20 protein-coding genes are annotated in these 22,667 nt (G+C 59.9%); 8 read left to right on the plus strand and 12 right to left on the minus strand.

Features of this window, described 5'->3' with window-relative positions:
- Positions 1 to 7: 7 nt before the first annotated feature.
- From AO268_RS03015 to AO268_RS03040, 6 genes are all read right to left on the minus strand, one after another.
- Complete coding sequence (locus AO268_RS03015) at positions 8 to 310, minus strand: BufA1 family periplasmic bufferin-type metallophore (protein ID WP_076964804.1); 303 nt, start codon at positions 308 to 310, stop codon at positions 8 to 10.
- Positions 311 to 753: 443 nt separating this feature from the next.
- Positions 754 to 1,455 carry an ABC transporter ATP-binding protein gene (locus AO268_RS03020; RefSeq protein WP_029297115.1) on the minus strand — a complete coding sequence of 234 codons (702 nt, stop codon included), beginning with the start codon at positions 1,453 to 1,455 and terminating at the stop codon, positions 754 to 756.
- Positions 1,456 to 2,223 (minus strand): high-affinity branched-chain amino acid ABC transporter ATP-binding protein LivG, encoded by a 768-nt coding sequence (gene livG / locus AO268_RS03025; RefSeq protein ID WP_032858084.1) that lies wholly within the window; start codon positions 2,221 to 2,223, stop codon positions 1,456 to 1,458.
- The gene (locus AO268_RS03030) at positions 2,220 to 3,473 is read right to left on the minus strand and encodes a high-affinity branched-chain amino acid ABC transporter permease LivM (RefSeq protein ID WP_029297111.1); all 1,254 of its coding nucleotides are present in this window, start codon (positions 3,471 to 3,473) and stop codon (positions 2,220 to 2,222) included. Before AO268_RS03030 ends, livG begins: the two co-directional genes overlap by 4 nt.
- Positions 3,470 to 4,393 carry a high-affinity branched-chain amino acid ABC transporter permease LivH gene (gene livH / locus AO268_RS03035; protein ID WP_057958729.1) on the minus strand — a complete coding sequence of 308 codons (924 nt, stop codon included), beginning with the start codon at positions 4,391 to 4,393 and terminating at the stop codon, positions 3,470 to 3,472. Before livH ends, AO268_RS03030 begins: the two co-directional genes overlap by 4 nt.
- A gap of 228 nt (positions 4,394 to 4,621) precedes the next feature.
- Complete coding sequence (locus AO268_RS03040) at positions 4,622 to 5,749, minus strand: branched-chain amino acid ABC transporter substrate-binding protein (protein ID WP_099167869.1); 1,128 nt, start codon at positions 5,747 to 5,749, stop codon at positions 4,622 to 4,624.
- A gap of 183 nt (positions 5,750 to 5,932) precedes the next feature.
- On the opposite strand from AO268_RS03040, the gene AO268_RS32620 reads away from it, so the two are divergent.
- Positions 5,933 to 6,094 carry a hypothetical protein gene (locus AO268_RS32620; RefSeq protein WP_162843706.1) on the plus strand — a complete coding sequence of 54 codons (162 nt, stop codon included), beginning with the start codon at positions 5,933 to 5,935 and terminating at the stop codon, positions 6,092 to 6,094.
- Entirely contained in the window at positions 6,091 to 6,396 is a 306-nt protein-coding gene (locus tag AO268_RS03045; protein ID WP_076964806.1) for a DUF2288 domain-containing protein, read from the plus strand. The genes AO268_RS32620 and AO268_RS03045 overlap by 4 nt, the downstream gene beginning before the upstream one ends.
- A gap of 297 nt (positions 6,397 to 6,693) precedes the next feature.
- On the opposite strand, the gene AO268_RS03050 is transcribed toward AO268_RS03045, so the two are convergent.
- The 3 genes from AO268_RS03050 to AO268_RS03060 form a co-directional block, all read right to left on the minus strand.
- Positions 6,694 to 8,874 (minus strand): hypothetical protein, encoded by a 2,181-nt coding sequence (locus AO268_RS03050; protein WP_076964807.1) that lies wholly within the window; start codon positions 8,872 to 8,874, stop codon positions 6,694 to 6,696.
- Positions 8,875 to 9,082: 208 nt separating this feature from the next.
- Complete coding sequence (locus tag AO268_RS03055; RefSeq protein ID WP_099167870.1) at positions 9,083 to 11,308, minus strand: putative bifunctional diguanylate cyclase/phosphodiesterase; 2,226 nt, start codon at positions 11,306 to 11,308, stop codon at positions 9,083 to 9,085.
- Positions 11,309 to 11,451: 143 nt separating this feature from the next.
- Entirely contained in the window at positions 11,452 to 11,820 is a 369-nt protein-coding gene (locus tag AO268_RS03060) for a YkgJ family cysteine cluster protein (RefSeq protein WP_076964809.1), read from the minus strand.
- Between the two features lie 245 nt (positions 11,821 to 12,065).
- Here AO268_RS03060 and AO268_RS03065 point away from each other — a divergent pair, with 245 nt between their 5' ends.
- Positions 12,066 to 13,412, plus strand: a complete 1,347-nt coding sequence (locus AO268_RS03065; RefSeq protein ID WP_099167871.1) for a spinster family MFS transporter — start codon at positions 12,066 to 12,068, stop codon at positions 13,410 to 13,412.
- Positions 13,413 to 13,563: 151 nt separating this feature from the next.
- Here the strand turns inward: AO268_RS03065 and rapA are convergent, their stop codons facing one another.
- Positions 13,564 to 16,410 carry an RNA polymerase-associated protein RapA gene (gene rapA / locus AO268_RS03070; RefSeq protein WP_099167872.1) on the minus strand — a complete coding sequence of 949 codons (2,847 nt, stop codon included), beginning with the start codon at positions 16,408 to 16,410 and terminating at the stop codon, positions 13,564 to 13,566.
- A 218-nt stretch (positions 16,411 to 16,628) separates the two neighbouring features.
- Between rapA and AO268_RS03075 the strand changes: the two genes are divergently transcribed.
- From AO268_RS03075 to ccoM, 3 genes are all read left to right on the plus strand, one after another.
- On the plus strand, positions 16,629 to 16,970 hold the full coding sequence (locus tag AO268_RS03075; protein ID WP_029297088.1) for a hypothetical protein: 342 nt from the start codon (positions 16,629 to 16,631) through the stop codon (positions 16,968 to 16,970).
- Entirely contained in the window at positions 16,957 to 17,187 is a 231-nt protein-coding gene (locus tag AO268_RS03080) for a hypothetical protein (RefSeq protein WP_130898270.1), read from the plus strand. Before AO268_RS03075 ends, AO268_RS03080 begins: the two co-directional genes overlap by 14 nt.
- Before the next feature lie 143 nt (positions 17,188 to 17,330).
- Positions 17,331 to 17,447 carry a cytochrome c oxidase subunit CcoM gene (gene ccoM / locus AO268_RS33490; protein ID WP_029297086.1) on the plus strand — a complete coding sequence of 39 codons (117 nt, stop codon included), beginning with the start codon at positions 17,331 to 17,333 and terminating at the stop codon, positions 17,445 to 17,447.
- Between the two features lie 129 nt (positions 17,448 to 17,576).
- Here the strand turns inward: ccoM and AO268_RS03085 are convergent, their stop codons facing one another.
- Together AO268_RS03085 and AO268_RS03090 are read right to left on the minus strand one after the other, a co-directional pair.
- Positions 17,577 to 19,052 carry an inorganic phosphate transporter gene (locus tag AO268_RS03085; protein ID WP_076965342.1) on the minus strand — a complete coding sequence of 492 codons (1,476 nt, stop codon included), beginning with the start codon at positions 19,050 to 19,052 and terminating at the stop codon, positions 17,577 to 17,579.
- A 331-nt stretch (positions 19,053 to 19,383) separates the two neighbouring features.
- Positions 19,384 to 19,584 carry a hypothetical protein gene (locus AO268_RS03090; protein ID WP_029297082.1) on the minus strand — a complete coding sequence of 67 codons (201 nt, stop codon included), beginning with the start codon at positions 19,582 to 19,584 and terminating at the stop codon, positions 19,384 to 19,386.
- Positions 19,585 to 20,184: 600 nt separating this feature from the next.
- Here AO268_RS03090 and pcaR point away from each other — a divergent pair.
- Positions 20,185 to 21,027, plus strand: a complete 843-nt coding sequence (gene pcaR, locus AO268_RS03095) for a pca regulon transcriptional regulator PcaR (protein ID WP_076964933.1) — start codon at positions 20,185 to 20,187, stop codon at positions 21,025 to 21,027.
- Between the two features lie 177 nt (positions 21,028 to 21,204).
- Positions 21,205 to 22,551, plus strand: coding sequence for an MFS transporter (locus tag AO268_RS03100; RefSeq protein ID WP_099167873.1), 1,347 nt, complete (start codon positions 21,205 to 21,207; stop codon positions 22,549 to 22,551).
- Positions 22,552 to 22,667: the final 116 nt, after the last annotated feature.

The following is a 22,667-nucleotide window of genomic DNA, read 5'->3' on the forward strand; positions in this document are numbered from 1 at the left end:
GGGGGTGTCAGGACTTGGCCTTGAAGGCTTCCAGTTGGCCAAAGCCGGTCGGCGAGGTTTTGCTTTCCATCTTCACGCAGGTGCCTTCAGGGACCAGGCTCCAGGCGTTGGCCTGATAGTCGGTCTTTGAGGTGCCCGCACAGGTGGTGCCAGCGCCTGCGGCGCAGTCGTTCTTGCCTTTGAGGGCGACGCCGAAGCATTTTTCCATTTTGGCTTCATCGGCCCCGGCAACAGTGCTCAGGGTGCTCAGGCTCAAGGCAGAGCCCAGGGCCAGGACGAGGGTGGCGGCAGACAGCGAACGGGTGGTCATGGTGTTTCTCCAGCAGTGAGGTGAGTAAGCAAGCGTTTGTGCTTACTTAGCCTACTAGAGAACGGGGGGAGGGGATCGTTACATGTGGGTCGAAGATAATTTAAGGCAACACACGCTCAGCGGATCACACAAAGCAAATGTGGGAGCGGGCTTGTGTGGGAGCGGGCTTGCCCTAATGCCAGTCAGTTAAGCCTTTTTGTAGGAGCGAGCTTGCTCGCGAAGAACTTGAGAGCGCCGCGTTTACCTAGCAAACACGCGTTATCGTTGACGTCCTTCGCGAGCAAGCTCGCTCCTACAGAAAGCAGAATCCGCTTAACTGACTGGCATTAGGGCTTGCCCGCGATGGCGGTGTTTCAGTCAGAGTTGCATTAACTGACCCACAGCCATCGCGGGCAAGCCCACTCCCACACAAGCCCGCACACACATTTAGTTAGCAACCGTTGTTAGCCGCCCAGGTACGCCTCGCGCACTTTCGGGTCGGTCAGCAGTTGTTCGCCGCTGCCCTGCATCACTACCCGGCCGTTTTCCAGTACATAGGCGCGGTCGGCAATTTTCAACGCCTGGTTGGCGTTCTGTTCCACCAAAAACACCGTCACACCGTCCTTGCGCAGTTGCTCGATGATATCGAAAATCTGCTGGATGATGATCGGCGCCAGGCCCAGGGAAGGCTCGTCCAGCAACAGCAGCTTGGGCTTGCTCATCAGCGCACGACCGATGGCGAGCATTTGCTGTTCGCCACCGGACATGGTGCCGCCGCGCTGGCTGAAGCGCTCCTTGAGCCGAGGGAACAGGTGCAGCACCTTGTCCATCTGCTCCTGGTAGTCGCCCTTGTCGGTAAAGAACCCGCCCATGGCCAGGTTCTCTTCCACGGTCAGGCGGGCAAACACCCGACGGCCTTCCGGGACCACGGCAATGCTCTTGCGCATGATCGCCGCAGAGTGCTGGCCCACCAGTTCCTCACCCATGTAGCGGATGCTGCCGCTGTGTGCCTGGGGCGAACCGCACAGGGTCATCAGCAAGGTGGATTTGCCGGCACCGTTGGCTCCGATCAGGGTGACGATCTCGCCCTGGCGCACTTCGACGTTGACGTCGTGCAGGGCCTGGATCTTGCCGTAGAAAGTGGAAACGTTTTCAAATTGCAGCATTTACGCTTCCCCCAAATAGGCTTTGATCACTTGCGGGTTGTCGCGGATCTGCTCCGGCGTCCCGTTGGCCAATGGCGTGCCCTGGTTGATCACGACGATATGGTCGGAAATGCTCATGACCAGTTTCATGTCGTGTTCGATCAGCAGCACGGTGGCGTTGTTTTCTTCACGCAGCACCCCGATCAACGCCTTGAGGTCTTCGGTTTCCTTGGGGTTGAGGCCCGCAGCCGGTTCGTCGAGCATCAGGATCCGCGGGCGGGTCATCATGCAGCGGGCGATTTCCAGGCGACGTTGCTGACCATAAGCCAGGGTGCCGGCCGGGCGGTTGGCAAACTCGGTCAGGTTGACCTTGTCCAGCCAGTACGCGGCGTACTCCATGGCCTCGCGCTCGCTCTTGCGGAACGCCGGGGTCTTGAACAGGCCCGCGAAGAAGTTGGTGTTCAGGTGCCGGTGTTGGGCGATCAGCAGGTTTTCCACGGCGGTCATGTCCTTGAACAACCGCACGTTCTGGAAGGTCCGCACCACACCCTTGCGGGCGATCTCGTGACCGGCCAGGCCCTGGATCGGCTGGCCATCCAGCAGGATGCTGCCACCGGCCGGCTTGTAGAAGCCAGTCAGGCAGTTGAACACCGTGGTCTTGCCGGCGCCGTTGGGGCCGATCAAGGCGACCACTTGTTTTTCTTTGACGGTCAGGGCGACGCCATTGACCGCCAGCAAGCCGCCGAAGCGCATGCTCAGGTTTTCGACTTTCAGGATCTCGCGGCTCATTTGCGCAGCTCCATATGTGGACGTTGCATGGGCAGCAGGCCTTGTGGGCGCCAGATCATCATCAGCACCATCATGGCGCCGAACATCAACATGCGGTACTCGCTGAACTCACGCATCAGTTCCGGCAGCAGGATCATCACGATGGCCGCGAGGATCACGCCCAACTGCGAGCCCATGCCACCCAGCACCACGATGGCAAGGATGATTGCCGACTCGATGAAGGTGAACGACTCCGGTGTCACCAGGCCTTGGCGAGCCGCAAAGAAGCTGCCGGCAAAACCGGCGAACGCGGCGCCCAGGGTGAAGGCGGAGAGCTTGATGATGGTCGGGTTCAGGCCCAGCGCACGGCAGGCGATTTCGTCTTCACGCAGCGCTTCCCAGGCACGCCCGATCGGCATGCGCAGCAGGCGGTTGATCACGAACAGCGCGGCCAAAGCCAGCAACAGGGCGACCAGGTACAGGAACACCACCTTGCTCACCGGGTTGTAGGCAATCCCGAAGTACTCGTGGAAGGTCTGCATGCCTTCGGCAGCGGAGCGATCAAACGACAAGCCGAAGAACGTTGGCTTGGGAATGCTGCTGATGCCGTTGGGGCCGCCGGTGATATCGGTGAGGTTACGCAGGAACAGACGGATGATCTCACCAAAACCCAGGGTCACGATGGCCAGGTAGTCACCGCGCAGGCGCAACACCGGGAAGCCCAGCAGGAAGCCGAAAGTGGCCGCCGCCATGCCGGCCAGAGGCAGGCAGATCCAGAAGCTCCAGCCCAGGTAGTGCGAGAGCAGCGCGTAGGTGTAGGCGCCCACTGCGTAGAAGCCCACATAACCCAGGTCGAGCAGGCCCGCGAGGCCGACCACGATGTTCAGGCCCAGGCCCAGCAGCACGTAGATCAGGATCAGGGTGGCAATATCCACCGCGCCACGGGAGCCGAAGAATGGCCAGATCAACGCGGCCACGATCAGGCCGATGATGATGTAGCGCTGGGTGCGCGGCAGGGTCAGGAACTGGCTGACCTTGGGCGAGACCAGCGGGCCACGGTTGGACTTGAGCAGCGCCCCGACCTGCTGGGTGAACAGCACCCGCAGGAACATCAGCACCGAACACAGGGCAATGATGGTCAGCGTCACCGGCCCGGTGCCGTGTACTTCAAGGTTGATCCCGACAATGCTCAACTTGAGCCCGAGTACCGGAAAGGCCACGGCCCATACCAGCAAGGCGCTGAAAAACGCCGATTTAAGATATCTGCTCATACTTTCTCAACCTCCGGACGGCCCAGGATGCCGGTCGGCCGGAATAACAGCACCAGAACCAATAGGCCGAAGGCCACCACGTCCTTGTACTGGTCGCCGAAGATATCGGCACCAAAGGCTTCGGCCACACCCAGCACCAGCCCGCCGAGCATGGCGCCCGGAATACTGCCGATGCCGCCCAGGACCGCCGCAGTGAAGGCTTTGAGCCCCACCAGGAAACCGGCGTTGGGGTTGATCACGCCATACTGCATGCTCAGCAGCACCGCCGCGACGGCCGCCAATGCAGCGCCGATCACGAAGGTCAGGGCAATGATGTTGTTGGTGTTGATGCCCAGCAGGTTGGCCATCTTGATGTCTTCGGCGCAGGCCCGGCAGGCGCGCCCCAGACGGGAGCGGGAGATGAACAGGGTCAGGCCCAGCATGGCCACCAGGGTGACGACGAAGACCAGGATCTGCATGTAGGAAATCAGCACTTCTTCTGCACCGCCTGGACCGAAGGAAAAGCTCCCCGGGATCAGGTTGGGAATGGACTTGTCCTTGGAGTCCTGGGACAGCAATACGGTGTTCTGCAGGAAAATCGACATGCCGATGGCGGAAATCAACGGGATCAGGCGGTTGCTGCCACGCAAGGGGCGGTACGCAACACGTTCGATACTGTAGCCGTAGGCACTGGTTACGACGATTGACGCAAGGAATGCGGCAGTCATCAACAGCGGCAGGGAGTGGATACCCATCATGGCCAGCCCGGCAATGGCGATGAACGCCACGTAGGAGCCAATCATGTACACCTCGCCGTGGGCGAAGTTGATCATTCCAATAATGCCGTAAACCATTGTGTAGCCAATGGCTATCAAGGCGTAGGTGCTGCCAATGGTCAGGCCATTAACCAGCTGTTGGAAAAAATGATAGATCTCAGGCATTACAGCGCTCCTAAAAACCCGATACGCATTTCACTGGTGGAGTCATCTTCCCGCCCGGTGCTGTGTTCTGTGAGCACATTTGCACCAAGCATTTGCCAGCGAACCGCTGGTGACGGTTTTAAGATTTTCAGGTGAGCCAGCGCCCGGATCGCGGGTGCGTGGCCCATAAACCTCGTAAAACAAAACCCACTGCTTGCACAGTGGGCTTGTTGTCCAGTAACGCCTGGCTTACTGAGGGGATACTTCGGTTTTTGGTTGGCCGAAGTGCCATTCGTAGACCACGAACTTGAAGTCTTTCAGGTCGCCGTTCTTATCGAAGCTCAGGTCGCCGGTCGGGGTCTTGAAGGTACCCGCGTGGATGGCCTCGGCCACTTTGGTGGTGTCTTCGCTTTTGGCAGCAGCGATGCCGCCGGTGATGATTTCAACCGCCGAGTAGGCCGGGAACACGAACGGGCCGCTTGGGTCTTTGCCGTCAGCCTTAAGTGCATCGACGATGGCCTTGTTCGCAGGGTCGGCGTCGAAGGATTTCGGCAGGGTGACCAGCAGGCCTTCGGAGGCTTTCTGGGCGATTTGCGAGATGGAGTCGTTACCCACGCCTTCCGGGCCCATGAACTTGGCTTTCAGGCCTTTTTCCTGGGCCTGGCGCAGGATCAGGCCCAGTTCCGGGTGGTAGCCGCCGTAGTAGACGAAGTCGACGTTGGCTTGCTTGAGCTTCTGGATAATCGAGGAGAAGTCCTTGTCGCCGGCGTTCAGGCCTTCAAACACGGCAACCTTGGTGCCTTTCTTCTCAAGGGTCTGTTTAACGGCGGTGGCGATGCCTTCACCGTATTGCTGCTTGTCGTGCAGCACGGCGACGACCTTCGGCTTGACGTGGTCGGCGATGTAGTTGCCGGCCGCAGGGCCTTGGGCGCTGTCCAGGCCGATGGTGCGGAAGATCAGCTTGTAGCCACGGGAGGTGATATCCGGGCTGGTGGCCGCCGGGGTGATCATGATCACGCCTTCGTCTTCGTAGATGTCGGTTGCCGGTTGAGTGGAGCTGGAGCAGAGGTGGCCGACCACGAACTTGACGCCGTCGTTGACCACTTTGTTGGCGACGGCAACGGCTTGTTTAGGGTCGCAAGCGTCGTCGTATTCCTTGGCTTCGAGCATCTTGCCGTCGACACCACCTTTGGCGTTGATGTCTTTGATGGCTTGCTTGGCGCCCATGAATTGCATGTCGCCGTACTGGGTCACAGGGCCGGTTTTAGGGCCGGCAATACCGATCTTGATGGTGTCAGCTGCGAACGAATGGCCGGCAACCCCAGCCAGGACCATAGCGGCAAACAGTTTGGAAATCTGCTTAGTAGCCTTATTCATAGTGCTCCACTCTTACTGTTGTATTTTTTATAGTTCTAGCGGCCGTGTGAGCTGCAGAACCGGATCGGATATCTCGGATATCCCCCCGGCAGCGACCTGGCAACTGTACCGGTACAGTGTAGAGCGCCGGTTGATCGCTTGAAAAGCTGGCTGCTGGGGGCAAACGCCGGGTGTGTCGCTTAAATGAAAGAAAAAGACAGAATTGCGGCGGGTGCATGCCAGAGTTTCGGGCAATCCTTGGCATTTCTGACACTTTCAATCGGTGCCTCAATTGCTACTGGGTTTTTCTGGGGAAGTCCCGACGGTATGATTGCGCCGATTTTTTCCTCAGGTGAGTTCCCATGACGCAAGAACCTAGCACCCTCTATGCCAAGCTGCTCGGCGAAACCGCGGAAATTTCCTGGAAGGAGCTCGAACCGTTCTTTGCCAAGGGTGCCCTATTGTGGGTCGATGCGGGCCTGGATTTGATCGAAGCGGCCGAGGCCATGGCCGAGGACAGCCGTGACAAAGTGGCCGCCTGGCTGGCCTCGGGGAGCCTTGGCGAAGTGTCTGCGACGCGGGCATTGGACTTGGTGGCGCGTGATCCGGGCCTGTGGGCGGTGGTGGTTTCGCCGTGGATTCTGATCCAGGAAAGGGCATCAAACTAAATGTCTGCACCTAAATGGTGCCGGTTTTTTCCCGGTTGAAAGTGTGTAGCGGAGTAACCGCTTTGCCCGTGATGGCAACTGGCCGTGAAGAAAGGTCACAAGGGAGGGTGACGTAAACGTCATGGGAACAGTTTTGCGAGGGGCGGAACGCCTGGGGAATTGTTTCTTGGTGTGGCAAGGTTCGGGATATTTATCGCCGGTTAGACCGCTATCGCAGGCAAGCCAGCTCCCACATTGTGATGTGTGAATACATTCAAAATGTGGGAGCCGGCTTGCCTGCGATGGACGCGCCGCGGCCTAGGCAGTCTTCCCGGTATGGTTATTCAGCGAGATCACCTTGGTCTTGCCAATCCGGTGACGGTAGATCTCACGCAGGTACTTGATCGCCTTCTTCACACAGTCCCGCGACAGGCGAATGTCGTTGATCGAGACAAACTTCTCCTTGTCGTTGATCAGCTCGCGGTACTTCTTCTCATACATCGGCTTGATCGCGTACCAGTTGGTGTCGAGGATCTTCGCCGGGTTCTCGAATTCGTTGAGCAATTCGTCGATACGGTCCTCGTCGAAGTCTTCGTGGATGATGAAGTCCAGGATCGAGTTGTCCAGGGTGTCGTCGAAACGGTACGGGTTGCGGGCAAAGCAGCGCTTGATAAAGGCCACGATCAACGTCAGGAAGTCGTCCGACAGGCACGGGCTCTTGGCGATCAGGGTGGTCAGCGACAGGTTGGCCGAGGCGCCGATCACCAGGGCGTAGCGCTTGAGGGTGGTGTTGGGGAACAGGCTGTTGAGGTGGGTCTTGAGCCGGTTCAGGTCCATATAGGACAGCTTGTAGTCCTTGGGCAGGGAGACGATAGACACCACCGACGAACAGTTCTTGAAGAAGTGCAGGTCATGCAGGGCCGCCGCGTCATAGCCGGAGTTCTTGTACTGCTCCAGGGACGCCTTGTAGCGCTTGGATTCGATCGGCAACAGGCTGATGCCTTCGATGGCCTGGGTGACCTTGTTGAAGTGGGGCAGGTCGATGGAGCGGAAGAACAAATCGTCGATGTTCAGGCGCTGGGGCTCTTTTTCAAACACTTTGAACTTGTCGCCGCTCGGCGCCGGGGTTTCCGGCACCACAGACTCGGCATAGGCAATCGCCACCGGCCCGGCCAGGCTCATGAACAGGTCGTTGGCGTCCAGGCGAATGGTTTCACCGATATCGATGCCGGCGCGGCGGAAATAGTTCTGGTCGTAGTCGGTCGTTACCGCCTGGGCCGTCAGAATGTTGAATATCTGTTGTGAGATGTACTGGTTGGCGTGTTTTTCCATGGCATTGACATCAATGTTCTGGATGTTGCCGTCGTCGCTTTCTTCGGCATAACGCATGATGTCGTTGGAGATCAGCATCATCGCGTTCCACGGGCGAATGCGGCCCTTGACGCTGGCCTCGCTGCTGTCTTCATTGGCGAAGTTGTACGAGAAGTCCCATTCCTCCGACAGGTATTTGCACAGCAGCCGACCGGCGTTGATGTGCAGCGCCTCGGACATTTCGCTGCGGTGATCGGAGATATTCGGCAGCACGCAGATGCCGCTGGTGAAGATCGGCTCGAACACAAAGGCATGGCCGCTCTTGCTGTCGTGCTCGTCGGCAGGCTTGGTGTCGAAGGTCTTGTTCATGTACGAGTGTTGCTGGGCCAGGCCAAACTCCGAGGCCATGCCCGAGCCGGTGCCGCCGCCGGCGCTGAAGATCGAGAAGTACAGGCGCGACTGGTTGGCCTTGATCCCGCAGGAGTCGATCAGGTACGAATGGATCATCTTCCAGTCGGGGCTGGAAAAACGCTGGGTGTCTTTGTTGAGGATGATCTTGGCCAGGTACTGGCCGAGGATCGGTGCGTTACCGGCGCCGCCGGCGTGCACTTCCGACAGGTCCATGATCTTCATCTTGCTGTAGTCGCGTAAAAAGCCGCTTTTCTCGCCCTTGCGCGAGAAACGGATGCGCCCGGCAATGTCTTTGTCCAGGTCGCCAAGCATCACCAGGGGTTCTACCAGGAACACCGGCTTGCTGGCCTTGTTGGCACCCAGGCGCAGGTTGTTGCGGATCCACTGGGCTGGGCTGTAGCCCTTTTCAACGTAGGATTTGTCTTCGGTGCTGAACTCGTTCAGATAGAACTTGCGGGCGTTGTACACCAGCTCCGCCACATCCAGGGCAATGTTGGACCCACAGCGCCCCAGGCCGATCAGGCAGACCGAGGGAAACTCCTGCTCACTGCGCTGCTCGCTGTCACCTTCAAGGTGCGGCGCGCGCGGGAACACCATGTCGCGCAGGCCGTCGAGGTTATCGAGGATGCGGTCGGTGTTGGTTTCGGTGAAGTACAGGTATTGCTGGGTGCCCAGTGCACGTTGACTGTTCAATGACTTTGAACCTGAGGGTTTTTCCGCAGGAGCTGTCAGCAACACGTCGGATACCGCGGTAACAGGATTATTTTTAGAAGTCATTGTGCGCCATGTGCCTGGACGGATGGCTGGAAAGCATTAAAGAGCCATCACCGAGTGAGAGTTCGCGACTTTTACAGCGCGTTTAGGCCTCAGCGCTCAGGCTTAACCCTAGTATTTCTGGGGAAAAGCGACGCCGGACTCTCATGAATCGGCCGTTTGTCGGCGTTCTTTAATCAAAATGATGGCGATATGCCAAGGTCTTTGGACTTCAGCGGATGGGATGTACAACCGCTGATGGGGCCTTGCCTCCCGCCATGTCCATCGGGGGGAGTGGGGGCTGCTGGTCAAGCGCCATGATCACGGCGCTGATTTCACTGGCCGGCACCGCTGCACTGAGCAGGTAGCCCTGCGCGTAATCGCAGCCATACTTGCTCAATAGCTCCAGTTGCTGCAGGGTTTGCACCCCTTCGCAGATGACCTGCAGGTGCAGGGTGTGGGCCATGCCGATGATCGCCTGGACAATTTCCATATCGGTGGTGGACTTGGGAATGTCCTGGATAAATGAACGGTCGATCTTCAGCGTATTGAGGGGCAGGCGCTTGAGGTAGGAGAGGGAGGAATAACCGGTGCCAAAGTCGTCGATGGACAGTGCAACCCCCAGCGCGCGGATTTGCCGCAGCAGGATCAGGGTGCTGCTGATATTGCCCATCAAGGCATTTTCCGTCACTTCCAGTTCCAGGCGGCTGGCGGCGATGCCACTGCTGCGCAAGGCGTATTCGATTTCATCGGCCAGCTCGTCACGGGCCAGGTTCAGGGCCGAGCAGTTCACGGCCATGATCAGGTCCGGGTGGCCTTGCTCCGTCAGCCAGCCCAGGTCGGCACAGGCCTGGCGTAGTACCCAGTTGTCGAGCTCGGCGACCAGGCCGTTGTTTTCGGCAATGCCGATAAACCGCTCGGGCGTCAGCAGCCCATGTTGTGGGTGTTGCCAGCGCACCAGGGCTTCGAGCCGTGTGACCTTGCCTTTGCGCAGGTCAAGAATCGGTTGGTAGTACAGGGTCAGTTCTTTTTGCTTGCGCAATGCATGGCGCAGTTCCTCTTCCAGCTGCAGTTCGAGAAAGGCCCGGGTCTTCAGGTTGGCGCTGAAGAAGTTCAGGCCGTTGCGCCCGGTATCCTTGGACTGATACAGCGCCAGGTCGGCGGTTTTCAGCAGTTCCTCACAGCTGGTCCCATCTTCGGGAAACACGCTGATCCCGATGCTGGTGGTCATTACCAGGCGCCGGCCGGCCAGCTCGATGGGTTCTTTCATTTTCTGCATGATGCGCTGGGCCATGTGCCGCGCTTCGTCGCGATGATGGATATTGATCAGGATGCAGAACTCATCGCCGCCAAACCGCGCCACCACATCATTGTGGCTGCGGACCGAACTCTTGATATGGTCGGCCAGCACCGTCAGCAGCTCATCGCCGGCATCGTGGCCGAGGCTGTCGTTGATCCGCTTGAAGTGGTCGATGTCGAGGAAGATCACGGCCAGCATGCCCCCGGCCTGGGTTTTCTGCGCCAGCTTTTCGGCGAAGACCTGGTTGAAACCCCGGCGATTGAGCAGGCTGGTCAACGCATCGTAATGGGCCACTTGCTGCAGGGACGCACGCGCCTGGTCCAGCTCGCCAAGCAAGGCATTGACCCGACGCAGGTCGCGCTCCTTATGCTGCAGTTTCTTGTCGGCGAGGGCTGCACTGATGCTGCTGCCGATCACCAGCAAGGTGATGACGGCCACCGACAGGCCCAGTTGTGTCGGGTTGTTGTTGCTTGGCAATGACGACACCGCCCCGCTGGGCACCAGCAATTGCATGGCGGCCATGCCGGTGAAGTGCATGCTGATAATACCGGCGCCGAGCACCAGGCTGGCACCGTACTTGAGTAACTGGTGGAACATCCCGCTGCCATTGCGCAGGTATTGGGACAACAGTAGCGCCGCCAGGCTGGCCCCGATGGCGATCGCCACCGACAAGCCAAACAGCCCGCTGGAAAAATACATCTGGGCCTCGGAGCGCATGGCGGCCATGCCCACGTAATGCATCAGGGCGATGCCCAGGCCCATCCAGATGGCCGCTACCAAGTACTGGTGAATGCGCAGTTGGGCATGACTGAGGGTTTGCATGGCGAACAATGACGCGATCAGTGCGATCAGCAACGAGGCAAAGGTCAGGAACCATTGGTAATGGATGGTAATGGGCGCCTGGAACGCCAGCATGCTGATGAAGTGTGCCGACCAGATCCCGCCTGCCAGGCAACCGGCACCGACCCCGCGCCAGCGGCGCTGTGCCGTCAGGTTGTCAACGTGGCCGACACGCTCGGCCATGTCCAGGGTGCCGAAGCCCGCTGCGCAGGCAACCAGGTACGCCAGTAGCACCAGGAAGGGGTTGTGGGTGCAATCGAGTAACAAATACCCGCTCTCGGGAAGGGCGGTAAAAAAATGCAGGCCTAGCCATTCCATAGCATGTCCCGTTACAGAGTCATCTCGTGTCACGGCGCGCGGCGATGACCTATGCAGTCGAGTATAGAGGGCTCAATGGAATCGCAAGGGGTAATGGCATTTTGATTGCTTTGATTTTGGCATGCCGGCTATAGCCAATGGTGCTAAGCGCTGATGGGCAGCTCAAACGCGTAAGGCGGTTGCTCCAGCGGCGCCAGGCCGAACGCGGCGCGTGCGGCGTCACAATCGACGTTCACCTCGCCCTGGCTCCACGACGACTCGAACTCCCGGCATACACTGGAGCGCTGCTCGTAGATCGAACAGCGCGTGGCGCTGCCTACTTCACCTTCAAGGCTGCAGCAGCGTGCCGGTTTTTGGTCGGTGCCGATCATCGCCACCCGGGTGGGGTTGATCTGGGTCACCAGCTCATCGGGCACGGTGCCGCCTGATGAAGCGCATTCGCCCCAAAAGAAAGACACGCGAAAGTGTGAACAGCAGGCACCGCAATTCAGACACGGACTGGCATCGGACATGGCACGTCATCAATAAGAGGTAAGGGGGAACAGCGGAAGGCTCGCTATTCTATGCCTGCCAAGGCGCTTGGGAAGGGGGGCGCGTGCTTATTTTTTTGCCGGGCAAATCCTGCTGTCCTGGATGAAATTACGCCCTATCAGCTTTACGAATCATTACAGACAACCGCGCCGCGTCTGACTAGATTGCAGGTTCCGGGCAGGATGCGTCGGCATCGAGCCTCTATAACAATAAAAGAGACGGACCCATGCAGAACTCGACCCAAGCGGCGAATGCCTGGCGCATTCTGTTCCTGCTGTTCCTGGCCAACCTGTTCAACTTTTTTGATCGCACGATCCCGGCGATCATCATCGAGCCGATCCGCATGGAATGGCACCTCAGTGACTTCCAGCTCGGCCTTATCGGTACCGCGTTCACCATCGTCTACGCCATTGCCGGCTTGCCCCTGGGACGCCTGGCCGATACCGGCTCGCGCAGCAAGCTGATGGGCTGGGGCCTGGCAAGTTGGAGCGCGCTGACGGCGGTCAATGGCATGGTTGGCAATTTCTGGACGTTCCTGCTGGTGCGCATGGGCATCGGCATTGGCGAAGCCAGCTATGCACCGGCGGCCAACTCGCTGATCGGCGACCTGTTCCCGGCCCACCGTCGCGCCCGGGCCATGGGGATTTTCATGCTGGGCCTGCCCCTGGGCCTGTTGCTGGCCTTCTTCACCATCGGTGCGATGGTCAAGGCGTTCGACAGCTGGCGAGCACCGTTCTTTATTGCGGCCATCCCGGGGCTGATCCTCGCGGTATTTATGTTCTACATCAAGGAGCCCAAGCGCGGCGCCGCCGAAACCGTGCAAGTCTCCCAGGAGAAGGTCGATCGGCCGATCCGTCGGGTGCTGGCGGTGCCGACCTTCCTGTGGCTGGTGCTGGCGGGGTTGTGCTTCAACTTTGCTACTTATGCCTGCAACTCGTTCCTGGTGCCGATGCTGCAACGCTACTTCTTGATGCCCTTGCAGGAGGCGGCGGTTGCTACCGGGGTCATTGTGGGGGTGACCGGCTTGTTCGGCCTGACCCTGGGTGGCCTGGTGGCCGACAAGATTCACCAGCGCATAGCCAATGGCCGCCTGCTGTTTGCCGCGTTCAGCCTGATCATCTCCACGCTGACCACGGCCTGGGCCCTGCACGCCGGGCGGATCGAGATCGGGGTGTTTGTGGCGGTGTTCAGTGTGGGCTGGTTGTTTGCCTATAACTTCTACACCTGTGTGTACACGGCGATCCAGGACGTGGTGGAACCGCGTCTGCGGGCCACGGCCATGGCGCTGTTCTTCGCCGGCCTGTATCTGCTGGGTGGCGGCATGGGGCCGGTGGTGGTGGGGGCGCTGTCTGATTACTTTGCCCATGCGGCGATGTACGCGGCGGGTGCCGAGCAGATGACCGAGGCGTTCAAGGCCGTGGGCCTGCATGACGCCATGTACCTGATCCCGGTGGCGTTGTTCCTGACCATGCTGTTTCTGTTCCAGGCTTCGCGGTGTTTTGTGCGCGATGCCCAGCGGATGAAGGATGGGTTGGGGCGGGTTGAGGTGCCCGGGCCTGCGGTGACAGCTTGAGACCGAGGTGACTGCATCGCGGGCAAGCCCGCTCCCACAGGGGAATGCATTGCAAGTGTGGGAGCGGGCTTGCCCGCGATGAGGCCCGCAAGACCCTATAAAAAAGGCCCGCATTGCGCGGGCCTTCTTGTTCAACAGGGCAGGGCGCGGATCAACCGGCGACCAGCACCCGAATCGCCTCCAACCGCAGCGCCGCCTTGTCGAGCATGGCCAGGCCTTGCTCGCGCTGTTGGCGCAGGGCAACCAGCTCGCTGTCGCGCACGCTTGGGTTGACGGCTTGCAGGGCGGTCAGGCGCGCCAGCTCTTCGTCAGTGTCTGCCGCCAGGCGACGTTGCGCCTCGGCTACACGTTCGGCATGGCGCGGGGCGATTTTTTCTTCGCCGGCGTTGATCCGAGGCGTCAGCTGATCGCGCTGGGCCTGCACGAACTTATTGGCACTGGCCCGTGGCACGCTTTCTAGCTGGTCGTTCAAGGTGGTGAAAGACACCCGGCCCGACAAGTCATTGCCATTGGCATCCAGCAGGCAGCGCAGGGCCGCCGGCGGCAGGTAGCGACCCAGTTGCAGTGAACGCGGTGCCACCACTTCACTGACATAGAGCAGTTCGAGCAACACGGTGCCCGGCTTGAGCGCCTTGTTCTTGATCAGCGCCACGGCGGTGTTGCCCATGGAGCCGGACAGCACCAGGTCCATGCCGCCCTGGACCATCGGGTGCTCCCAGGTGATGAACTGCATGTCTTCGCGCGACAGTGCCTGGTTGCGGTCGTAGGTGATGGTCACGCCTTCGTCGTCGCCGAGGGGGAAACTGGCGTCGAGCATTTTTTCGCTGGGCTTGAGGATCAGCGCGTTTTCCGAATGGTCTTCGCTGTCGATGCCAAACGCATCGAACAGGGTTTCCATGTAGATCGGCAGGGTGAACTGATCGTCTTGCTCCAGAATATCCTCGACCAGCGCATCACCTTCGCCAGCGCCGCCGGAATTGAGCTCCAGCAGGCGGTCGCGACCGGTGTGCAGCTCGGCTTCCAGGCGCTCGCGCTCGGTGCGGGCTTCGTCGATCAGGGCTTGCCATTGGCCGTCGTCGGCGTTTTCCAGCAGCGGCAGCAGGCGTGGGCCGAACTGGTGCTGCAAGGCGTTGCCGGTCGGGCAGGTATTCAGGAAGGCATTCAAGGCTTCGTGGTACCACTGGAACAGGCGCTCTTGCGGGCTGGTTTCCAGGTACGGCACGTGCAGTTCGATCACGTGTTTCTGGCCGATGCGGTCCAGACGGCCGATGCGTTGCTCCAGCAAGTCCGGGTGCGACGGCAGGTCGAACAGCACCAGGTGGTGGGAAAACTGGAAGTTGCGACCTTCACTGCCGATTTCCGAACAGATCAGCACCTGGGCGCCGAACTCTTCGTCGGCGAAGTAGGCGGCGGCGCGGTCGCGCTCAAGAATGTTCATACCCTCGTGGAACACCGTGGCCGGGATACCGGAACGTACGCGCAGGGCGTCTTCCAGGTCCATGGCGGTTTCGGCATGGGCGCAGATCACCAGGACCTTGGTGCGCTTGAGCATTTTCAGCTGATCGATCAGCCACTCCACGCGCGGGTCGAAGCGCCACCAGCGGTTTTCTTCTTCTATATCCGGCTGCGACTGGAAGCTGACTTCCGGGTACAGCTCGGCATGCTCGCCCAGCGGCAGCTCCAGGTATTCGTCCGGGCACGGCAGCGGGTAGGCGTGCAGCTTGCGCTCGGGGAAGCCTTGCACGGCGGCGCGGGTGTTACGGAACAGCACGCGGCCGGTGCCATGGCGGTCCAGCAGCTCGCGCACCAGACGCGCACTGGCTTGGGTGTCGCCATCGTTGACGGCGGCCAGCAGGGCTTCGCCTTCGTTGCCGAGGAAGCCCTGGATAGTCTTGTGCGCAGCCGGTGAAAGGCGGCCCTTGTCCATCAGTTCCTGGACGGCTTCGGCCACTGGGCGATAGTTCTCGCTCTCGGCGCGGAAGGCCTTGACGTCGTGGAAACGGTTCGGGTCCAGCAGGCGCAGACGGGCGAAGTGGCTGTCCTGGCCCAGTTGTTCCGGGGTTGCGGTCAGCAGCAGCACGCCGGGAATGGTCTCGGCCAGTTGTTCGACCAGTTGGTATTCGGCGCTGGCTTTTTCTTCGTGCCAGACCAGGTGGTGCGCTTCGTCGACCACCATCAAGTCCCAGCCGGCGGCAAACAGCGCGTCCTGGGCTTTTTCGTCGTCCACCAGCCATTCCAGGGCCACCAGCGCGAGCTGGGTGTCTTCAAACGGGTTGCTGGCATCGCTTTCGATAAACCGCTCTTCGTCGAACAGTGCGACTTGCAGGTTGAAACGCCGGCGCATTTCCACCAGCCATTGGTGCTGCAGGTTCTCCGGGACCAGGATCAGCACGCGGTTGGCGCGCCCGGACAGCAGCTGGCGATGGATCACCAGGCCGGCTTCGATGGTCTTGCCCAGGCCCACTTCGTCGGCCAGCAGTACCCGTGGCGCGATACGGTCGGCGACTTCGCGGGCAATGTGCAATTGGTGCGCAATCGGCTGCGCACGCACGCCGCCCAGGCCCCAGAGCGAGGACTGCAATTGGCGGCTGGTGTGTTCCAGGGTGTGGTAGCGCAGGGAGAACCAGGCCAGCGGGTCGATCTGGCCGGCGAACAGACGGTCGCTGGCGAGGCGGAACTGGATAAAGTTCGACAGTTGGGTTTCTGGCAGGGTGACGGGCTCGTTCTGCCCATTGAGGCCATGGTAGACCAGCAGGCCGTCGACATCGTCGACCTCGCGCACGGTCATTTTCCAGCCTTCGAAGTGGGTGATGGTGTCACCCGGCGAAAACCTCACGCGAGTGAGGGGCGCATTCCGTAGCGCATACTGGCGGGTGTCGCCAGTGGCCGGATAGAGCACGGTCAGCAAGCGGCCGTCCTGTGCCAGAACGGTGCCTAACCCCAGCTCTGCTTCGCTGTCACTAATCCAGCGTTGCCCCGGTTGATACTGCTGCGCCATGCTGCCTGACTCCCGCCGTGAAAAAGCCGACTATTCTAACGGAACAAGGCCCCCAGCCAAAGGACTCTGACAAAAACTACTCCTCTTGCAGGGCGCAAAGAGGGCGATTCGACGGGTGGCGGGGCACTGGCGACTGACGACTGGGTCACAAGTTGGCGGCCCCAGGCTCAAGTCGCTGGTACAGCAGCCGACAGCCTGCTGACAGGAGACCCATAATTATGTTGCCACCGATCTTGCCCTTGAGTGTTGTGCCGGTCACGTCGCAACTCGACCCCGTGCGCCCAAAACCCGATATTCCACCGGTGGTGCCTGCGCAGCCGAGCTCCAACGAAAGCACCATCGACCTCAAGCACCGCGACGCCGAGCAATCGACCCTGATGCTGCGCGAGGAACAACGACGCCAGCAGGAACAACAAAAGCGCCGACGCGAGGCCGATGAAGATCCCGAGCAGCACCTGGCCATTCCCGGTGACGAACTGAATGCCGATAACACGGTGCCGGTCGCGCCGTTGATCGAGGATGCGCCCCGCCAGGGGTTGTGGGTGGATGTCGAGGTTTGACCCCCGGGTGGGCCAGGACGCATTATTGCGTCACGCCAGCCACCACGTAAGCCAAGCCATGAGTGACGACAAGCTGATCGACCTGAATGCCGAACGGGCCAAACGGGTCCACGACCTCAACGACAAGCGTCTTAATGACGTGCGCCAGGCGTTCGAGCAAGCCATGCCCTTGGGCAAAACCAAGAAAAAGCCGAAAAACAAAACGAAAAAGCGCTGAAATGCCCTGAATCTGTTGATACAGGTCAGTTATTCCCCTTCTTTACGCCCCGTTGCGGGCGACATTGATCCCCGTCAATTTCTCCCCCCGACTTCTTGGTTAACTTAGCCCTATCGCAACAAGGCAAGAGCAGGAGGCCGGTCATGTTTTTCGATAATGTGGTTTTCGCCGGGGTGCTGACTGTCGGCCTCATGGTGCTGTTTTTTGTAGGGTTTGGGTTTTTTATCTGGAAAGACGCGAACAAGCGTAAAAAACCATAGGTTTTTCCGGGTTACATGAGCACGCAAGGCATTTTGGGCGACTTCGGTCGCCCTTTTTTTTGACTGGAATTTGGCCATTAAAAAAGGCGTGACCCTCGCAGGTCACGCCTTTATTCATTGCGCAGGCGGTTAACTGCCCAGCGCCTTGGACGCCAGCCAGAACAGTGCGGCCGACAGGCTCACCGTGGCCGGCAGGGTCAGGACCCAGGCCATCAGGATAGTCTTCACGGTGCCGCCTTGCAGGCCGCTCTTGTTCGCGACCATGGTCCCGGCCACACCCGAAGACAGCACGTGGGTGGTGGACACCGGCAGGGCAAAGATGTTGGCAAAGCCAATCATAGTGGCGGTGGTGATTTGCGCCGACATGCCCTGGGCATAGGTCATGCCCTGCTTGCCGATCTTCTCGCCAATCGTCAGTACCACACGCTTCCAGCCCACCATGGTGCCCAGGCCGAGGGCCAGGGCCACGGCGAGGATGACCCAGAACGGGGCGTATTCGGTGGTGGCGGTCAGGTCTTTGCGCAGTTTTTCCAGGTCCGACTTCTCGCGGGAATCAAGGCCTGGCAGCTTGCCGACTTTTTTCGCGGTGTCGTCCAGGCACAGCAGGTAGCGACGTACTTCAATGCGCTGATCGGAGGTCAAGGAACGGTAGTCAGAAACACCCTTCAATGTGCCGAGGAGGGCGGTGATGGTCGGCTCGGTCTGTTGCGGGTTGCAACGGAACTTGCCTGGCAGGTCGTCTTTGACACTTTTGCCCAGGGCAAGGAATTCGCCGAGGGTTTCGTGGTTGCGCTGGTAGAACTGGTTGAGGTGCAGGGTGGCGTCGCGGGTTCGCTCGATCTGGTAAGTGGTGCTGCCCAGATCGAGTACGAACTGCGCGGGCACGATACCAATCAGCACCAGCATGATCAGGCCGATACCTTTCTGGCCGTCGTTGGAGCCATGCACGAAACTCACGGCCATCGCGGAAATCACCAGTACCAGGCGGTTCCAGAAGGGCGGGTGTTTCTTGTCATCGAGCTTGCGGCGCTGGTCCGGCGTCTTGTGCATCTTGGACAGCGGACGCCACCATTTAAGGCCAATCAACACCAGGGCAGCGACCAGGAAGCCGGCCATGGGCGAGAACACCAGCGAGGCGCCGATATCGATAGCCTTCTGCCAGTTGACCCCGTCCGCCAGTGGAATATCGTTGATCAGGGCATTGGCCAGGCCGACACCGAGGATCGAACCGATCAGTGTGTGGGAGCTGGATGCCGGGATCCCGAAATACCAGGTGCCGAGATTCCAGGTGATGGCCGCTGCCAATAATGAAAACACCATGGCCAGGCCATGGCCGGTGTTTACATTGATCAGCAACTCCACCGGCAGCAGATGCACGATGGCATAGGCAACGCCTACCCCGCCGAGCAACACGCCAAGGAAGTTGAACACCCCGGAAAAGAATACGGCCAGGTGCGGCGGCATCGCTTTGGTATAGATGACTGTGGCCACCGCGTTAGCGGTGTCATGAAAGCCATTGATGAACTCGAAGGCGAGGACAAAGGCGAGGGCGAGCAGCAGGCTCACAAGAACCCAAGCATCCAGTCCGCTGAATAAATCGATCATGAAGGTTTTATGACCCGGTCGTAAGGGGGCGCGATTATGCCAGAAAACCTCAGTAATCTATGCACTAGCTGCTCGTCGGTAACATTCTTCAACGAATTAGTTTGTGGGAAGGGTGCGGCTACCAGATATCTCAGTGGTTTGGCAACTCATTGATTTGTAAAGAATAGAGGGCGTAGAGCGGGGTGCGACAATTAATGTCGCAGGTCTGAAACGCTTGTATGAAATTTCGTGATAGCGCGAAAGATGCCGATTGACGGGCATGCCCAAGGCGCCCCTGCCAGAGGTAGCTGGCAGGGCGATGACTTGCCAGGAAGGCTCAGTCCGACAGGGCTTATGGCTCTTCGGCCTTGAGGTCTTTTTCGATCTTCTGGATTTCCTGGGCAAACGCCTGGTCGAGCAGGCTGGCTCGTTTGCGCCAGGGTTTGCGCTCGGGCTCTGGCTGGGCGGCGTAGGTGGTGACTTCCCCGCCGTAAACATCCTTGTAACGTTGTTCCTGGCGCTCAAGTTCCGCGCGCAGTTCGTCTTTCGTCACATTATTACCTAATTGAGTTGAGTTGATTCCGGTGAAACGCGATGCCACTTCATAATTGCACGCGGCCACGACACCGGGAAGAACAGCTGTCGTAGCAACAGTTTTCTTTTTACTTCACAAATAACGGGTGGACAGTGGAACTGGGCTCCCGGTATTTGCAACCAAGGTCTGGACAAGGAAAAGCTCAGGCTCGCGGGGAGCGCTCTTGAGGCCAGTTCGCTCTGGTTGCACGCTGCATTATAGCGGCGCATTTGAATAAGACTATCGCCAACAAGTTAAAAATCGTCAACTTTGCTTGCATATGTTGTCAGCCCGGTAGTGTCGAGAACTTGACGCCACACTTGGCTAATAGTCTGTCTGTGACAGTTGAAAGTAGATGTCATTAATTGAATCAAGGACGTTGTGTCGAGTGCCGGCCTGTTAAGTGAACGCAATACATCCCGTGCAGGGGAGTCTCGCCGGGGCCCGGCAGCGCCCACGGCAGCAAATTGCGATTATCGAATGAGCGTCCGATAATCGCCCAATGTTGGCGCCCTTGCCTTGTACATCCGTGGCCCGCCGGCTTGTAATGGCGGTCGACAATAAGAGAAAGGACCTGAAATGAACGATCAATTGCGCAACTCCTTTGCCTCTGTGGCGCCACCGATCGTTGCGTCACCGGCCAAGCGCATCCAGGCGTTTACCGGCGACCCGGATTTCATGACCTCCCTGGCGCGCGGGCTGGCCGTGGTGCAAGCGTTCCAAGAGCGCAAGCGCCACCTGACCATCGCCCAGATCAGCCATCGCACGGAAATCCCCCGCGCTGCCGTCAGGCGTTGCCTGCATACCTTGATCAAGCTTGGCTACGCCACCACCGACGGGCGCACGTACTCGCTGCTGCCCAAGGTTCTGACCCTGGGCCATGCCTACCTGTCGTCCACGCCCCTGGCGGTTTCTGCCCAGCCTTACCTGGACCGCATGAGCGAGCAGCTTCATGAAGCCTGCAACATGGCGACCCTGGAAGGCGACGACATCCTTTACATCGCCCGGTCCGCCACGACCCAGCGCCTGATCTCGGTGGATCTGTCGGTCGGTGGCCGGCTGCCGGCCTATTGCACCTCCATGGGCCGGATCCTGCTGGCGGCCCTGGACGATGCATCGCTGCAGGATTACCTGGACCATGCCGACCTGCAAACCAAGACCAGCCGCACCCTGACCACGCCCCAGGCGTTGTTCGAGTGCCTGCAACAAGTGCGGCAGCAGGGCTGGTGCATTGTCGACCAGGAACTGGAGCAGGGCCTGCGTTCCATTGCCGTGCCGGTGTATGACGCGTCTGGCCAGGTGCTGGCCGCGCTGAACGTCAGTACCCACGCCGGCCGGGTCAGCCGCAGCGAGCTGGAGCAGCGCTTCCTGCCGAGCATGCTGAGCGCCAGCCAGGAGCTGAGTACCCAGTTGTTTGCTTAAGCTGTTCGGTGACCGCACAGATCCCGGTTTGACGAATTGACGGTGTTTCCCCTGGCTTATTAATGTCGCGGCAGCGTGATTGACCGCGACGGCGTCTACCGTCGCCGTTCTGGTTTCGCCCCCATAATAATGACGACTCGCCGTCGTCCGCCCGCCATCGGTGTGGAAATAAAAACAATGAATCAACCTTCGCCTGCTGTTGGTACCTGTCTGGACGTGCAGTCCTTTATCAATGCGCAACCGCTGTCCCGCTATCAATGGCGGGTGGTGATCCTGTGTTTCCTGATTGTCTTTCTCGATGGCCTGGACACCGCGGCCATGGGCTTTATTGCGCCGGCGCTGTCCCAGGATTGGGGGATCGACCGCGCCAGCCTTGGCCCGGTGATGAGTGCCGCGTTGATCGGCATGGTGTTTGGCGCCCTGGGCTCCGGGCCCTTGGCCGACCGTTTCGGGCGCAAGGTGGTGCTGGTGGGGGCGGTGCTGGTGTTCGGCGCGTTCAGCCTGGCTTCGGCCTACAGCAGCAACGTTGATCAGTTGCTGGTGTTGCGTTTCCTGACCGGCCTGGGCCTGGGTGCCGGCATGCCGAATGCGACGACCCTGTTGTCTGAATACACCCCGGAGCGCCATAAATCGTTGCTGGTGACCAGCATGTTCTGCGGATTCAACCTGGGCATGGCCGGTGGCGGGTTTATCTCGGCCATGCTGATCCCGATGTTCGGCTGGCACAGCCTGCTGCTGCTCGGCGGCATCCTGCCGTTGATTCTGGTGGGCGTACTGGTGCTGTGGCTGCCGGAATCGGCGCGCTACCTGGTGGTACGCAATCGCGGTACGGACAAGGTGCGCCAGGCCCTGGCGCCCATCGACCCGACCACTGTCGCCCAGGCCTCAAGCTTCAGTGTCCCGGAGCAGAAAACCGTCAAGGCGCGCAATGTGTTCGCGGTGATCTTCGGCGGCACCTACAGCGCCGGCACCCTGTTGCTGTGGCTCACCTACTTTATGGGCCTGGTGATTGTGTACCTGCTGACCAGTTGGTTACCGACCCTGATGCGCGACAGCGGCGCCAGCATGGAACAGGCGGCGTTTATCGGCGCGTTGTTCCAGTTTGGCGGGGTGCTCAGCGCCGTGGGCGTGGGCTGGGCCATGGACCGGTTCAATCCGCACAAGGTCATCGGCACCTTCTACCTGCTGGCTGGGGTGTTTGCCTACGCCGTGGGCCAGAGCCTGGGCAATATCACGCTATTGGCGACCCTGGTGTTGATCGCCGGGATGTGTGTCAACGGCGCGCAATCGGCCATGCCTTCGCTGGCGGCGCGGTTTTACCCGACCCAGGGGCGCGCCACCGGGGTCTCGTGGATGCTGGGGATCGGGCGTTTTGGCGCGATCCTCGGCGCGTGGATGGGCGCCACGCTGTTGGGGCTTGGTTGGAACTTCGAGCAGGTGTTGACGGCGTTGGTGATTCCGGCGGCATTGGCCACCACGGCGGTAGTGATCAAGGGCCTGGTCAGCCACGCCGATGCCACCTGATACACCGCAATCGCGAGCAAGCCCGCTCCCACAGGGACGGTGTTCACATGGAAATCAGAGGTGTTTGGAGGAATGTTAGCCAGGCAACAATCTGTTCGATTATCGAACGGTTAGTC

Origin of the sequence: Pseudomonas sp. ICMP 8385, from assembly GCF_002699915.1 — a bacterium.
Taxonomy (GTDB): Bacteria; Pseudomonadota; Gammaproteobacteria; order Pseudomonadales; family Pseudomonadaceae; genus Aquipseudomonas; species Aquipseudomonas gessardii.

Excerpts from the sequence above, each read along its gene's own strand:
- AO268_RS03015 (WP_076964804.1), bottom strand. The coding sequence starts at position 310 with ATGACCACCCGTTCGCTGTCTGCCGCCACCCTCGTCCTGGCCCTGGGC.
- AO268_RS03020 (WP_029297115.1), bottom strand. The coding sequence starts at position 1,455 with ATGCTGCAATTTGAAAACGTTTCCACTTTCTACGGCAAGATCCAGGCC.
- livG (WP_032858084.1), bottom strand. The coding sequence starts at position 2,223 with ATGAGCCGCGAGATCCTGAAAGTCGAAAACCTGAGCATGCGCTTCGGC.
- AO268_RS03030 (WP_029297111.1), bottom strand. The coding sequence starts at position 3,473 with ATGAGCAGATATCTTAAATCGGCGTTTTTCAGCGCCTTGCTGGTATGG.
- livH (WP_057958729.1), bottom strand. The coding sequence starts at position 4,393 with ATGCCTGAGATCTATCATTTTTTCCAACAGCTGGTTAATGGCCTGACC.
- AO268_RS03040 (WP_099167869.1), bottom strand. The coding sequence starts at position 5,749 with ATGAATAAGGCTACTAAGCAGATTTCCAAACTGTTTGCCGCTATGGTC.
- AO268_RS32620 (WP_162843706.1), top strand. The coding sequence starts at position 5,933 with ATGAAAGAAAAAGACAGAATTGCGGCGGGTGCATGCCAGAGTTTCGGG.
- AO268_RS03045 (WP_076964806.1), top strand. The coding sequence starts at position 6,091 with ATGACGCAAGAACCTAGCACCCTCTATGCCAAGCTGCTCGGCGAAACC.
- AO268_RS03050 (WP_076964807.1), bottom strand. The coding sequence starts at position 8,874 with ATGACTTCTAAAAATAATCCTGTTACCGCGGTATCCGACGTGTTGCTG.
- AO268_RS03055 (WP_099167870.1), bottom strand. The coding sequence starts at position 11,308 with ATGGAATGGCTAGGCCTGCATTTTTTTACCGCCCTTCCCGAGAGCGGG.
- AO268_RS03060 (WP_076964809.1), bottom strand. The coding sequence starts at position 11,820 with ATGTCCGATGCCAGTCCGTGTCTGAATTGCGGTGCCTGCTGTTCACAC.
- AO268_RS03065 (WP_099167871.1), top strand. The coding sequence starts at position 12,066 with ATGCAGAACTCGACCCAAGCGGCGAATGCCTGGCGCATTCTGTTCCTG.
- rapA (WP_099167872.1), bottom strand. The coding sequence starts at position 16,410 with ATGGCGCAGCAGTATCAACCGGGGCAACGCTGGATTAGTGACAGCGAA.
- AO268_RS03075 (WP_029297088.1), top strand. The coding sequence starts at position 16,629 with ATGTTGCCACCGATCTTGCCCTTGAGTGTTGTGCCGGTCACGTCGCAA.
- AO268_RS03080 (WP_130898270.1), top strand. The coding sequence starts at position 16,957 with ATGTCGAGGTTTGACCCCCGGGTGGGCCAGGACGCATTATTGCGTCAC.
- ccoM (WP_029297086.1), top strand. The coding sequence starts at position 17,331 with ATGTTTTTCGATAATGTGGTTTTCGCCGGGGTGCTGACTGTCGGCCTC.
- AO268_RS03085 (WP_076965342.1), bottom strand. The coding sequence starts at position 19,052 with ATGATCGATTTATTCAGCGGACTGGATGCTTGGGTTCTTGTGAGCCTG.
- pcaR (WP_076964933.1), top strand. The coding sequence starts at position 20,185 with ATGAACGATCAATTGCGCAACTCCTTTGCCTCTGTGGCGCCACCGATC.
- AO268_RS03100 (WP_099167873.1), top strand. The coding sequence starts at position 21,205 with ATGAATCAACCTTCGCCTGCTGTTGGTACCTGTCTGGACGTGCAGTCC.